The sequence below is a fragment of the Streptomyces araujoniae genome (genome assembly GCF_050871195.1).
Taxonomy (GTDB): Bacteria; Actinomycetota; Actinomycetes; order Streptomycetales; family Streptomycetaceae; genus Streptomyces; species Streptomyces bacillaris.
On sequence record NZ_CP194070.1, the window covers coordinates 7446404 to 7458672 of the forward strand.

11 protein-coding genes are annotated in these 12269 nt (G+C 73.6%); 9 read left to right on the forward strand and 2 right to left on the reverse strand.

All coding sequences use genetic code 11. From position 1 onward, the window contains the following. The first annotated feature begins 175 nt into the window (after positions 1-175). Both ACQ9ZG_RS31485 and ACQ9ZG_RS31490 read left to right on the forward strand, forming a co-directional pair. Positions 176-1759 (forward strand): amidohydrolase, encoded by a 1584-nt coding sequence (locus ACQ9ZG_RS31485; RefSeq protein WP_109917498.1) that lies wholly within the window; start codon positions 176-178, stop codon positions 1757-1759. A 244-nt stretch (positions 1760-2003) separates the two neighbouring features. Further along, on the forward strand, positions 2004-3233 hold the full coding sequence (locus ACQ9ZG_RS31490; RefSeq protein ID WP_499281472.1) for an MraY family glycosyltransferase: 1230 nt from the start codon (positions 2004-2006) through the stop codon (positions 3231-3233). Between the two features lie 135 nt (positions 3234-3368). Here the strand turns inward: ACQ9ZG_RS31490 and ACQ9ZG_RS31495 are convergent, their stop codons facing one another. After that, complete coding sequence (locus tag ACQ9ZG_RS31495; protein WP_109914717.1) at positions 3369-4256, reverse strand: glycosyltransferase family 2 protein; 888 nt, start codon at positions 4254-4256, stop codon at positions 3369-3371. Positions 4257-4389: 133 nt separating this feature from the next. Between ACQ9ZG_RS31495 and ACQ9ZG_RS31500 the strand changes: the two genes are divergently transcribed. The 3 genes from ACQ9ZG_RS31500 (at position 4390) to ACQ9ZG_RS31510 (ending at position 8410) form a co-directional block, all read left to right on the forward strand. Next, a complete protein-coding gene (locus ACQ9ZG_RS31500) occupies positions 4390-6558 on the forward strand; it encodes a phosphoinositide-specific phospholipase C-related protein (RefSeq protein WP_499281653.1) in 2169 nt (722 codons plus the stop codon). 152 nt (positions 6559-6710) lie between these two features. Beyond that, positions 6711-7685, forward strand: coding sequence for a metallophosphoesterase family protein (locus ACQ9ZG_RS31505; protein WP_181398336.1), 975 nt, complete (start codon positions 6711-6713; stop codon positions 7683-7685). Continuing rightward, entirely contained in the window at positions 7682-8410 is a 729-nt protein-coding gene (locus ACQ9ZG_RS31510) for a 4'-phosphopantetheinyl transferase family protein (RefSeq protein WP_109916797.1), read from the forward strand. Before ACQ9ZG_RS31505 ends, ACQ9ZG_RS31510 begins: the two co-directional genes overlap by 4 nt. Here ACQ9ZG_RS31510 and ACQ9ZG_RS31515 read toward each other — a convergent pair. Beyond that, positions 8398-9153 carry a histidine phosphatase family protein gene (locus ACQ9ZG_RS31515; protein ID WP_499281473.1) on the reverse strand — a complete coding sequence of 252 codons (756 nt, stop codon included), beginning with the start codon at positions 9151-9153 and terminating at the stop codon, positions 8398-8400. The genes ACQ9ZG_RS31510 and ACQ9ZG_RS31515 overlap by 13 nt on opposite strands. A 265-nt stretch (positions 9154-9418) precedes the next feature. Between ACQ9ZG_RS31515 and ACQ9ZG_RS31520 the strand changes: the two genes are divergently transcribed. The 4 genes from ACQ9ZG_RS31520 to ACQ9ZG_RS31535 all read left to right on the forward strand — a co-directional run bounded on the left by ACQ9ZG_RS31520 (position 9419) and on the right by ACQ9ZG_RS31535 (position 12264). Then, positions 9419-9649, forward strand: a complete 231-nt coding sequence (locus tag ACQ9ZG_RS31520) for a CbtB domain-containing protein (RefSeq protein WP_018487511.1) — start codon at positions 9419-9421, stop codon at positions 9647-9649. A gap of 70 nt (positions 9650-9719) precedes the next feature. After that, positions 9720-10487: a CbtA family protein gene (locus ACQ9ZG_RS31525; protein ID WP_109914456.1), complete on the forward strand. Its 768-nt coding sequence runs from the start codon at positions 9720-9722 to the stop codon at positions 10485-10487. A gap of 198 nt (positions 10488-10685) precedes the next feature. Beyond that, positions 10686-11498: an SDR family oxidoreductase gene (locus tag ACQ9ZG_RS31530; protein ID WP_258311964.1), complete on the forward strand. Its 813-nt coding sequence runs from the start codon at positions 10686-10688 to the stop codon at positions 11496-11498. Between the two features lie 40 nt (positions 11499-11538). Next, on the forward strand, positions 11539-12264 hold the full coding sequence (locus ACQ9ZG_RS31535) for a TetR/AcrR family transcriptional regulator (RefSeq protein WP_499281474.1): 726 nt from the start codon (positions 11539-11541) through the stop codon (positions 12262-12264). The last annotated feature ends 5 nt before the right edge of the window (positions 12265-12269 follow it).

The window sequence follows — 12269 nt, forward strand, 5'->3', positions numbered from 1 at the left end:
GTAAAGCAAGCCTTACCTAAGACCACAACGGCCCATGATTCACAGTGAGGTTGACAGATCAGGTCGGCTTGAAACGCACCCTGACATCGACAGGGAGGGGGTGGGGGGTTAGCTTGGGCCGGCCCGCTCCCCGGCTGCGAGCCGTGGGTCCGACCGCGACGGGGAGGGAACCCCCATGCTCTGTACGAGGCTGACGAACGCCCGCATCCTCACCATGGACCCGGACCACCCCGTCGCCCGTGACCTGGGCATCTGGCGGGGCCGGATCGTCGGCCTGGACAATGCGGTGACCGCTCTCCCGGCCCGTGAGGTGGTCGATCTCCAGGGCGCCACCGTGCTGCCCGGCTTCATCGACAGTCATGTGCACCTGGCCTGGGCCGGGTTGAAGGCCCGTACGCCCAGCATCGCCCCGTGCACCAGGATCGACGACATCCTCGCCGTGGTGGACCGGGCCGCTCGCAGCCCCGCGCCGCCCGGAGCCTGGCTGGATCTCGCCGGTTACGACCAGCGGGCGCTCGGCCGCCATCTGACCGCCGCCGAGCTGGACCGGGTCAGCCACGGCCGCAGGATCCTGCTGATGCACGACTCCGGACACGCCTGTGTCGTCAACTCCGCCGTCCTGGAGATGCTGCCGGACGGAGTGGAGCACCGGGCGGGCTTCCTCGCCGAGAGCGCCATGACCGCCGCCCGCCGGCTGCGGCTGCCGTACGGGCAGGAGGAGTTGGCCGACGCGATCGAGCACGCCGCCCGGGAGTGCCTGACCGAAGGCATCACGGCCTGCGTCGAGGCGGGCATAGGCGGCGGGCTGCTCGGCCACAGCCCTGTCGAGCTGGGCGCCTACCAACTCCTCCGCGACCGGGGCCGACTGCCCCTGCGCGTCCAGCTCATGGCATCCGGCGACACCCTCCGCACCCGCGCCGCCCACCCCGACGACGGCTTCACCCAGGCCATGGACCTCGGCGTGCGCACCGGCTTCGGCGACGACTGGCTCTCCCTGGGCGCCCTGAAGATCTACACCGACGGCGGCATGATGGCCCGCACGGCCGCGCTCACCTCGCCGTACGAGGGAACGGACGGCGGCACCGGACAGTTCCAGGACGACCCCGAGCGGCTCTCCCGTCTCATCGTGGACGGCCACCTCGCCGGGTGGCAGCTCGCCGTCCACGCGATCGGGGACCGTGCCGCCGACCTCGCCCTCGACGCCCTGGAACAGGCCCAGAAGCTGAGGCCCCGGCCGGACGCCCGCCATCGCATCGAACACGCCGGGCTGATCCGCCCCGACCAACTGCCCCGCCTCGCCGCGCTCGGGGTGAGCGCGGTCGTCCAGCCCGCCTTCCTGCGCCACTTCGGTGACGACTACGCGACGGTGATGGGGGAGCGGCGGTCCGGCTGGATGTACCGGGGGCGGGGCTTCCTGGACCACGGCGTCACCCTCGTCGGCAGCTCCGACCGCCCTGTCGTGGACGGATCGCCGCTGCGTGCCGTCCAGTTCATGGTCGAACGCGCCTCCCTGACGGGCCGGACCATCGGCGGCGACGAGGCCGTCGGTGTCGAGGAGGCCCTGCGCGCCTACACGGTCGGCGGTGCCCACGCCTCCCACCGGGATTCTGTGGCGGGCACCCTCTCCCCGGGCAAGCTCGCCGACCTGGTGGTCCTCGGGGACGACCCGCACCGGGTGGATCCCGGGCGGATCGGTGACATCGAGATCGTGACGACGTACGTGGACGGCCGCGACGCGCGGCAGGCGGCCGGGGTCTGAGGGGGAGAGTCCGGGCGGAGCCGCTGCCCGCACGCCCGGCGCAGCAGATCAGGGAATCAGCTCCTTTTTCGTGTTATTCGGTGCGAATAGGGACATTGGCCCCGTAGGTTGGGGCGAGCCGCCACTCGGCCGGCGTCCTCCGTCCCCCACCGACACCGCAACCGGACGCGCGCCGGACCGCCGTGTTCCACGGTCGCCCGGCGCCCCGTGCGCCGCTGTTCACGAACGAGGAAAGGCAGGGCAGGTGAACGTACTTGGGATCATCGCCTCCGGTGCGGCCGCGCTGTTCATCACGGTCGTACTCGCCAAGGGCGTCCGCCGTGCGACGCTCCGCGCCGGAGCCGCCCACGCGCCCGGCGCGCGACCTTCACGCGCCGGGGTGGTGCGCAGACTCGGCGGTACGACGGTGGTCCTCGGCGTCGGCGCGGCTGCCGCCGCAGGTACGGGCCTCGGCGCCGCCGGCGGGTCCGGACGGGCCGTCACCGGACTGCTGGCCGGGGCCGCGATCATGGCCGCCCTCGGCCTCGTCCACGATGTGCGGCCGCTCGGCGTGCCCCTGCGGGCGGTGGTCCAGACGGCCGCCGCCACGCTCGCCGTCTGCCTCGCCGGTCTCACACCGATGGCGGGCGTCCTCGCCGTGACCGGGATCGTCGCCGTCACCCAGGCCTTCGCCCTGCTCGACACCTCCGACGGGGCCCTGGCGGTGGTCGGCACCGTCACCGCCGCCGGGCTGCTGGTCTGCGCGGCCCTCGACGGCCGGACCGGACCCGCCCTGCCGCCCGCCGTCCTGCTCGCCGGACTCGTCGGTTTCCTGCTCCACAACTGGCACCCCGCCCGCATCCGTCCCGGCGTGGGTGGCTCGCTCTTCACCGGCTTCGTCCTGGCCTCCTCCGGCGTACTGATCCTCGCGGAGGCGCCGCCGGAGCGCGCCGCGTGGGCCGCGCTGCCCGTGCTGGCCACCGTCGCCCTCGCGGACACCGCCCTCGTCCTGGTGTCGCGCCGGCGCGCCGCGCGCCCCCTGTTCCAGGACTGCGGCGACCACATCACGCACCGGCTGCGCCGCCTCCGCGTCACCGTGCCCGGAGCGGCCGTCCTCCTCGGCCTGTGGGCGGGCGCGGGGGCGCTGACCGGCACGCTGGTGTACGCGGAGGCGCTGCACCCCGCCTTCGTCCTCGTACCGGTGGCCGGCAGCGCGGCGGCCGTCGTCGCGCTGCTGAGGATCCCCGCGTACGTGGCTCCGCCGGTCACGGCCACCCGCCGCCGCCCGCCCACCGGAACCGTCCCTGCGGGAGCCGCCCCCACCGGCACCTCACCGGTGCCCGGGCCCAAGCCCGTACCCGCCGCGCCCGAAAGCCCCGCCACCGCTTCCGTCCCCGCGACCGCCGACCCGACCCGGACCGCACCCGGACGCCCGACCGTGCCTCCGCCGCCCACCGGCCGCCCCGCCGTGGGCGTCACCGCCGACCGCGGCTGACCGGGCGCGACCGCCGGTCGGCGGCCCCGGAGCATCGGCCCGGGACCGCCGACCTCGGACAGTCGGCGCGGGACCGGCCACCGCGGACCGACCGGCCACCGGCCCTCACCCCGGCGGGCGGGACGGCCGCACCCTTCATCCCCGCCAGCGGCCGATCGTCGCCCGGGCCGCCGTCCGCGCGTACGGGGACACCATCAGCAGCGGCGCCCAGGGCCAGGTGTGGCGCAGGCAGTACACCCACCACTGGCGCGGCGGCAGCTCCCGTACGGAGGTCACCCGGCGCAGCGCCTCCCGCACCCCGATCCCCGGCTCCAGCGAACCGGGCGCGTCCGGCCCCTCCGCGCAGACGCCGACGGGTGAGGGGGCGACGAAGGCGTCCACCCCGGCGCGCCGGGCGCGGAACCCGTGGTCGTAGTCGCCCATCCGGTGGCGGAACACCTTGTCGGGGTCCCCGACCAGGTCGTACGCGGCCCGGGAGAGCAGCACCACGCGGCCGTCGTACGTGTCGCACGGTTCGGGGTGCTCCCCGCAGGGCTCCACGAGCATGAGCGAACGTCCCCGCCGCCCCGAGTGGACCGTGGTCCCGTCCGGCCCCCGGACCGCCCCGACGATCACCGACCTGTCCCCGACCTCGTCCGCCGCACCCAGCAGCCCGGTGAGCGCGTCCGGAAACAGCTCCACCCCGTCGTCCAGCCACAACTGGTGCGTCCACCGGTGGCTCGGCCCGCCCGGCCGGCCCCGGTGCGAGCCGCCCCCTCCGCCGCCGCTGCGACTGTTGCGGCTGGCGATGCGGAGCGCCTGGTTACGGGGGACGTCCGCGCCCACCGACATGACCTCGACCGACGGGTGGAGCAGGCGGACGGCCTCCGGAGTACCGTCGATGGAGCCCGTGTCGACCAGGTGCACGCCCAGCGTGGCGTGGGCCGGCAGCCCGCGCTGGGCGTGCAGGGCGGCGAGTGCCGACAGCGTCCTCGTACGCCGGTTGTGACTCGTCATCAGCACGGCCAGGTGGACGGAGTGCACGGCGGGGCTCCTCACTGCACAAGTCTCATCATTCATGCATAAAAGCCGATAATCCGCATAGGCTGAGTGAGTGAGCGCTACACCGATACCGCTGGTCCCGCCGGACAACCTGTTCCCCCCGGAGCCCGGTCCCATGGCTCCGGGCCGGACCCGCCGGGCGGTGCGGGTGGGGGCGTTCGTCCTGGCCGTGCTCGCCGTGATGACGGTGGCGCTCACCTCGACGGTCCGGGCCACCGTCCTGTCGCCGGGGTACTACCAGTCCGTCCTGGACGAGGAGTCGGCGTACGACCGTCTCTACAGCGAGGTGCTCGTCGACCCGGCGATCGCCCCCGTCACCCGCGACCTGCTCGCCCGCCTGCCGGTCCCCGAAGCGCTCATGACCTCCAACATCAAGGTCGTCCTGCCCCCGGCCACGGTCCGCTCGCTCACCGACCAGCAGATCCACGCCCTCACCGACTACCTGCGCGGCGACACCGAGGAACTGCGGCTGGCCGTGGACCTCGACCCGGTGCTGGGGAACCTGGCCGAACTCGCCCGTATCTACTTCGGTGATCTGGTCGCCAGCCTCCAGGACCAGGAGCAGCCGGACTTCGCCCGGTTCACCGACGACCTCACCGCCGCGCTCGAAGCCCTCAGGGAGGGCCGCGCGCCGACCCTGCCCGTCCTGCCGCTCACCGACGACCAGGCCGCCCGCGCCACCGACGCCCTGCTGAGGCTGGTGCCCGCGCGCGAGCGGGCGGAGCTGCGCCCCGAGGTGGCCGTGGCCCTCGGCCGGGGCGACGTGTCGACGGCCCTGGCCACGACCGCGGCGGCCGCACTCGCCGACGGGTCACGGACGGCGGTGGCCGATCTCCGTACCACCCTCGAAGGGGGGACGTGGGATCTCACCGCGACCCTGACGGCCGCGGGCAACGACCTCGCAGCCCTGGAACAGGCCCGCGAGCGGGTGCAGCGGCTGACCCAGCTGCAGATCCTCGCCACCGTCCTGGCCCTGGTCTCCCTCGCGGCCCTCTGGGTGACCGGTCCCGGCGCACCCGCCCGACGGCTGATGGGACTGGGGCAGGCGATCGCCGGTGGCGGAATCCTCGCGGCGGCGGCCGTCCTGCTGGTCAGGCCGGTCACCGGGGGCCGGTTCCTCGCCGTCCCGTCCTCCTGGCCGCCGAGCGTCACCGCGCTCGTCGAGGACCTCCAGCGCAACGCCGTCGACCAGGCGGTGGCCACCGGACTGACCGCCGCCCTCACGGCCCTCGTCGGCGGGGCGCTGCTCACCGCCACCGGCTGGGCCTTCCTCGTGCGCCCGCGCACGCTCCCGACCCCCACCGCCGTACGGGGCGTGGCCGCGGGCGTCACCTGCGCCGCGCTGGCAGGCGCGCTGCTCGTCCCGCCCGTACTCGGCCCGTCCGCCCCCCGCCGCTGCCAGGGCAGCACCGAACTCTGCGACCTCCGGTACGACGAAGTGGCCCACCTCACCGCCCACAACGCCATGTCCACCACCGCGGACCGGTTCATCGGCCCCCTCCAGGACCCCGACATCACCACCCAGCTCGACACCGGGGTCCGCGCGCTCCAACTGGACACCTACCACTGGGAGAGCCCCCAGGACATCGCCGCCCGGCTGGACGACCCCGCATTCACACCGGAGCAGCGCCGGCTCATCTCCGCCGCGATCGACCGGGCCAACCCGCCCCGCGAAGGGCTCTGGCTCTGCCACAGCGTCTGCCGGGCCGGAGCGATCGGACTCGTCCCCACCCTGGAGGACATCGGCGCCTGGCTGCGCGCCAACCCCACCGAGATCGTCACCCTGATCATCCAGGACGACATCGGCGCCGAGGAGACCGAGGAGGCCTTCCACGAGGCCGGGCTCGACGAACTGCTGCACACTCCCGCCGAGGACCCCGACGAACCGTGGCCGACGCTGAAGGAGATGATCGACAGCGACCGCCGTCTGGTGGTGTTCGCGGAGAAGGCGGACGGCCCGGCGCCCTGGTACCGCAACTTCTACCGGTACGGGATGGAGACCCCGTTCGCCTTCCGCAGCCCGGACGAGATGAGCTGCACGCCCCACCGGGGCGGCACCGGCAAACGCCTCTTCCTCCTCAACCACTTCGTCACCGACGGAGGCGGCAGCCGACTGGACGCGGGCCGGATCAACGCCCGGGACTGGCTGCTCGACCGGGCCCGCTCCTGCGAGGCCGAACGTGGCGGCCCGGTGAATTTCGTCGCCGTCGACTACACGACCGTGGGTGACGCACTCGGGGCGGTGGAGGAGTTGAACACCGGCCGCGCACGGGAAGCGGGTTGACCGTGCGTCACCTGGGGGGCGCGAGGCGGGACGGGCTCGTGGACGAACCCCGGGGCGGGTGTCGGAGGCGCATGAGAGGCTGAGTTTCCGGGCTTCTCCGCGCCGTGCGGACGGAGCCGTACGACGGCCGACAGAACGGGGAACCAGCGCACATGACCGCTTCCAGCGACTCCGCACCGCAGGAATCCGCGTCGAAGGAACCCACATCGCAGGAGACCGGCCCGCAGCGGACCGGACCGCGGGGGGCCGGGCGCCTGCTGGCGGTCAGCGACCTCCACGCGGCGGTCACCGACAACCGGCCCATCGTGGAGTCCCTCCGCCCCACCTCCGACGCGGACTGGCTCATCGTCGCGGGCGACGTCGCGGAGCGTCCCGAGGACATCCGGTGGGCGCTGGGCCTCCTCGCCGACCGGTTCGCCAAGGTGATCTGGACCCCCGGCAACCACGAGCTGTGGACCCTGGACAAGGACCCGGTCCAGCTGCGCGGCCAGGCCCGCTACGACCACCTCGTCGAACTCTGCCGCGAACTCGGCGTGCTGACCCCCGAGGACCCGTTCCCCCTCTGGCCGGGCCCCGACGGGCCGGTGGCGATCGCCCCGCTGTTCCTCCTGTACGACTACACCTTCCGCGCCCCGGGGACGCACACGAAGGAGGAGTCGCTGGCCGTCGCCCACAAGTCCGGCATCGTCTGCAACGACGAGTACCTCCTCCACCCCGACCCGTACCCCACGCGTGACGACTGGTGCCGGGCCAGGGTCGCGGAGACCGAGCGCCGGCTCGCCGCCCACGACCCGGAGATCCCGCTCGTCCTCGCCGGGCACTGGCCGCTGGTCCGGGAACCCACGTCGGTCATGTGGTATCCGGAGTTCGCCCAGTGGTGCGGCACCGAACTGACCGCCGACTGGCACCGCCGCTTCAACGTCACGGCCGTCGTCTACGGGCACCTCCACATACCCCGTACGACCTGGTACGACGGCATCCGCTTCGAGGAGGTCTCGATCGGCTACCCGAGGGAGTGGCGCGAGCGGGGCCACCCTCGCGGACTGCTGCGCCAGATCCTCCCGTACGCCCCGGAGTCCGCGCCCCCGGCCCGTACCGACACCGCCACCTCCGGAGGGACCCTGTGATCGAGCGGCTGCTGCCCGCCTACGTCTCCTGCGCGGCGACGCGCGAGGCCACCGTGGCGGACGGGAATCTGTTCCCCGAGGAGGAGGAGCTGATCGCGAGGTCCGTGCCCAAACGCCGGAACGACTTCGCCACCGCGCGTGCCTGCGCGCGGCGGGCCATGGGCAAGCTGGGTCTGGAACCCGTGGCCGTGCTCCACGGCAAGCGCGGGATGCCGCTGTGGCCCGAGGGGATCGTCGGCAGCCTCACGCACTGCGAGGGGTACCGGGCGGCGGCGCTGGCGCGCGCGGAGGACGTGCTGTCGCTCGGCATCGACGCCGAGCCGCACGCTCCGCTGCCCGACGGTGTGGCGGAGCTGGTGGTGCTTCCCTCGGAGCGGGAACGGTTCGCGGCGGCGGGTGGCGAGGCCGGCGGCATCCACTGGGACCGGCTGCTGTTCAGCGCCAAGGAGAGCGTCTTCAAGACCTGGTACCCGCTCACCCTCACCGAGCTGGACTTCGAGGAGGCGGATCTGACGTTCCACCGGGAGAGCCGCGACGGCGAACGGGCGGCCGGCGGGCCGGAGAGCCCGCCGGCCGAAGGCACGTTCAGCGCACGGCTGCTGCGCACCGACCCGGCCGTGCCGCCGGTGCTGGAGGGACGGTGGCGGATCGAGGACGGCATCGTCGCCACGGCGCTGCTGCTGCGGCCCGACCGGCGGGAAGGGGACGCTCCTCAGAGCCCCTGAGGGGCGGTGAGCGGACGCCCCAGCCGGACGTTCCACCGCCCCGGCCGGCCGCTCAGCTCGGTCAGGGCCAGCGGCACCACGTCCAGCCGCCAGAAGGCCTCCAGGGGCAGGGCCAGACCGTGCACCACCGCCGCTCGAACGACGGCGGGTTCGACGACCGCGAGAACGCCTGCGGTCCGGCGGCCGGCCTTGGGGCGGCCGTCGGCGGTGGTTCCGCTGTCGTCCGCCCGCCCGTCCTCGCTACCGGCCCTGTCCCGGTCGCCGGACCTGCCCTCGCCCTGGTCACCGGCCCCGCCCCTGCCGTCGGCGCCGTCCCCGCCCGGGTCACCCGTCCCGTGCTCGGCCCTGCCCTCGCAGCCGATCCCGTCCAGCCAGCCGCCCACCCGCTCCACCAACTCCCGCAGTGACTCGCCGCCGTGCGGAGCCGCCGAGGGATCGCCGACCCAGGCCGCCACGGCGGCGGGTTCGGCCGCGCCCACCTCGTCGAGGCGGCGGCCGCTCCAGCGCCCGAGGTCCCAGCCGGTGAGCGCCGGTTCGGGGCGGGTGGCCAGACCGAGCGCGGCCGCGGTCTCCCGGCACCGCAGGGAAGGGCCGTTCAGCACCAGACCGGCCCTGGGCACGGCGGAAGCGGCCGCCCGCGCTGCGCGCTCACCGGCCCGGTCCAGCGAGGCGTCCCCGTCGAAGCGGGCCTCCCGGAGCGCCGCGTTCAGCGCCGGTGAGACCAAGGTCACCCGTACTGTCATGTTCCTGCCTCAACTCGTTCCGTAGCGACCCCAACGCCCTTGACGGGCAGGCGATTCGGGGCCCGAACCTCTGCAGATTGCACCATGGCGGAGCCTGCGGGCAGGCGGTATGGTCACGTCGACCTTGACGACGGTGTGACGGAAGTCCGGTGAGAATCCGGCACGGTCGCGCCACTGTGTACCCGTACCTGTGCGGGAAGTCAGACCCAGCACCCTCGTCCGGCGCACCACGACAGGGACGCGTGTTCCCACAGGAGGTTCTGCCATGGCGCAGTCTGCCGCTCCCGCGACCGGGGCCCCCACGACCGGGGCCCCCGTGATCACCCCCATCTCGGCGAAGGCCATAGCCCCCTGGGCCGTCTTCGTCGGCGTTCTGGCGCTCGTACTGCTGTACTTCGTCGGCGCCGAACAGGGCGCCACCGCCCTGATCTCGGGCGAAGGCGTCCACGAATGGGTCCACGACGGCCGTCACCTGCTCGGTTTCCCCTGCCACTGACCCGCCCGCGTGCGGCCTCCGGCAGGAAAGTGATCAAGGAAACCAGGGAATCAGGAACAGGGAAAGTCTCGTGAACTCCATATCTGTCAGAGCTCTGCTCGTACGCGGCATGATCGCGGGCGTGATCGCGGGTGCGCTGGCCCTCGCCGTCGCGTACTTCCTCGGCGAGTCCCAGGTGGACGCCGCCATCGCGCTCGAAGAGGCGGCGGGCCACGCCGCCCACGGTGGCGGCGGTGAGGAAGAGGAACTCGTCAGCCGCACCATGCAGGCCACCGGCGGGCTCGCCACCGCGCTCCTGGTCTTCGGTGTCGCGGCGGGCGGCATCGCCTCCCTCGTCGTCGCCTATGCGCTGGGCCGTATCGGCGGTTTCGGCCCGCGGGCCACGGCCGCGCTGATCGCGGGGGCGGCCCTGCTGACCGTCTATGTCGTGCCGTTCCTCAAGTACCCGGCGAACCCGCCGGCCGTCGGCAACCCCGACACCATCGGGAAGCGCACCACCCTGTTCTTCCTGATGGTCGCCCTCAGCCTGCTGCTGGCCGTGGCCGCCGTGATCATCGGCAAGCGGCTCGCCCCCGCTCTGGGCAACTGGAACGCGGCCATCGCGGCGGCCGCCGGCTTCGTCGTGGTGATCGGGCTGGCCTATGCCTTCCTGCCCTCGTTCGACGAGGTCGGTGAGGACTTCCCGGCCAGTCTCCTGTGGAAGTTCCGGCTCTCCACGCTCGCCGTCCAGACCACGTTCTGGACCGGCTTCGGGCTGATCTTCGGCTATCTCGCCGAGCGGCTCCTCGCCTCCGCCCCCCGTGCCGACGCGCCCCGTCCGGCGGCGCGGGTGGGCTGACCGCGCGCGGTCGGCACGGAGACGGAACCCGCCGGGCGCGCCCGGCGGGTTCCGTCGTTTCCGGGGCCGGGTGGCGGCTGGGTAGCGACGTTACGGGCGTGGGGACAAGGAGCTGTAGCGTCGCTACCTGTTTGGTGTTAGCGTTGATGTCGTCGGGTTGCGCGGAACCACCGTGCCCCCTTCGTCAGGAGCGATGCCATGACCGAACAGACCGCGCCCGTCAGCGAATCCGCACACGCTTCCGTACGCGAGTCCGCGGCCGGGCGGGTTCCCGCCGCCGACGCGCCCCGCCGCGTGGCCGTGGTCACCGGGGGATCCCGGGGCATCGGCCGGGAGAGCGCCGAGCGGCTCGCCGCCGACGGCCTCGCGGTGGTCGTCACCTACGCGGGCCACCGGGCCGAGGCGGAGGCGGCCGTCGCCGCCATCACCGCCGCGGGCGGCGAGGCTTTCGCCCACCGCGCGGACGTGGCGGACGAGACCGCCGTCGCAGGGCTCTTCGACGCCGCGGAGGAGGCGTACGGAGGGGTCGACGTGGTCGTCCACGCCGCGGGCGTGATGGCTCTCGCCCCGCTGGCCGAACTCGACCTCGACGCGCTCGACCGGATGTACCGCACCAACGTCCGCGGCACCTTCGTCGTCGACCAGCAGGCCGCGCGACGCCTGCGCGACGGCGGGGCCGTCATCAACTTCTCCAGCTCCGTGCTGTCGCTCGCCCTCCCGGGCTACACCGCCTACGCCGCCACCAAGGGGGCCGTCGAGGCGATGACCCTGATCCTCGCCCGTGAGCTGCGCGGCCGGGACATCACCGTCAACGCCGTCGCCCCCGGGCCGACCGCCACCGCCCTCTTCCTGGACGGCAAGGACGAGGAGACCGTCGCGCGGATGGCGGCCCAGCCCCCGCTGGAGCGGCTCGGGACCCCGCAGGACATAGCCGAGGTGGTCTCCTTCCTCGCAGGCCCTGCCCGCTGGGTCAACGGCCAGGTCCTGCGGGCCAACGGAGGCATCGTCTGAGGCCCGCCGCCCACGCTCCCGCCTTGATAGCGTCCGTCCGATGAGTACGACGAACACGCGGACCCGCATCCTCGAGGTCGCCACCGAGCTGGTCGCCGGCTCGCCCGACGGCGACATCTCCACGCGCGCCGTCTGCGAGGCGGCCCAGGTCGGAGCCCCGGCTCTCTACCGCCACTTCGGGGACAAGGAGGGCCTCCTGTCCGCCGTCGTCGACCATGGCTTCGAGCGGTACCTCGCGACGAAACGTGAGCGGGACGAGAGCACGGACCCCGTGGAGGACCTGCGTCGCGGCTGGGACAGCCATGTCGAGTTCGCCGTCCGCAACCCGAACCTCTACCGCCTGATGAACTCACCGGCGATGCGGACGCCCCCTGCCGCGGCACTGGAGTCGCACCGCATCCTGACCCGGGACTTGCAGCGGGCGGCCGCCCAGGGCCGGATACGCGTCTCGCCCGAGCTGGCCGCCCAGATGATCATGTCTGCCAGTGTCGGGGTGGCGCTGATGCTGGTCGCCCGCCCCGCGACCTTCGACGACGCAGATGTCTCCCGCCGGGTCCGCGACGCGGTGCACGCCTCCGTGCTCACCCCCGATGCGGCGCCGCCCGGACCCGCGGCGGCCGAGCCGGCCGCGGCCGAAGTCCCCTCGGCCGCGGCCCGGTTGAGCGCTCTACTGCGCGAGGCCCAGGGGCCGGGGCTGAGCACGGCCGAGGCCGCACTGATGAAGGAGTGGCTCGACCGGGTGGCCAACTCCCGCCCGGGGGAGTGAGCCCG

Coding starts and splice junctions, on each gene's coding strand:
- ACQ9ZG_RS31485 (WP_109917498.1), top strand. CDS start 176: ATGCTCTGTACGAGGCTGACGAACGCCCGCATCCTCACCATGGACCCG.
- ACQ9ZG_RS31500 (WP_499281653.1), top strand. CDS start 4,390: ATGGCTCCGGGCCGGACCCGCCGGGCGGTGCGGGTGGGGGCGTTCGTC.
- ACQ9ZG_RS31505 (WP_181398336.1), top strand. CDS start 6,711: ATGACCGCTTCCAGCGACTCCGCACCGCAGGAATCCGCGTCGAAGGAA.
- ACQ9ZG_RS31515 (WP_499281473.1), bottom strand. CDS start 9,153: ATGACAGTACGGGTGACCTTGGTCTCACCGGCGCTGAACGCGGCGCTC.
- ACQ9ZG_RS31520 (WP_018487511.1), top strand. CDS start 9,419: ATGGCGCAGTCTGCCGCTCCCGCGACCGGGGCCCCCACGACCGGGGCC.
- ACQ9ZG_RS31530 (WP_258311964.1), top strand. CDS start 10,686: ATGACCGAACAGACCGCGCCCGTCAGCGAATCCGCACACGCTTCCGTA.
- ACQ9ZG_RS31535 (WP_499281474.1), top strand. CDS start 11,539: ATGAGTACGACGAACACGCGGACCCGCATCCTCGAGGTCGCCACCGAG.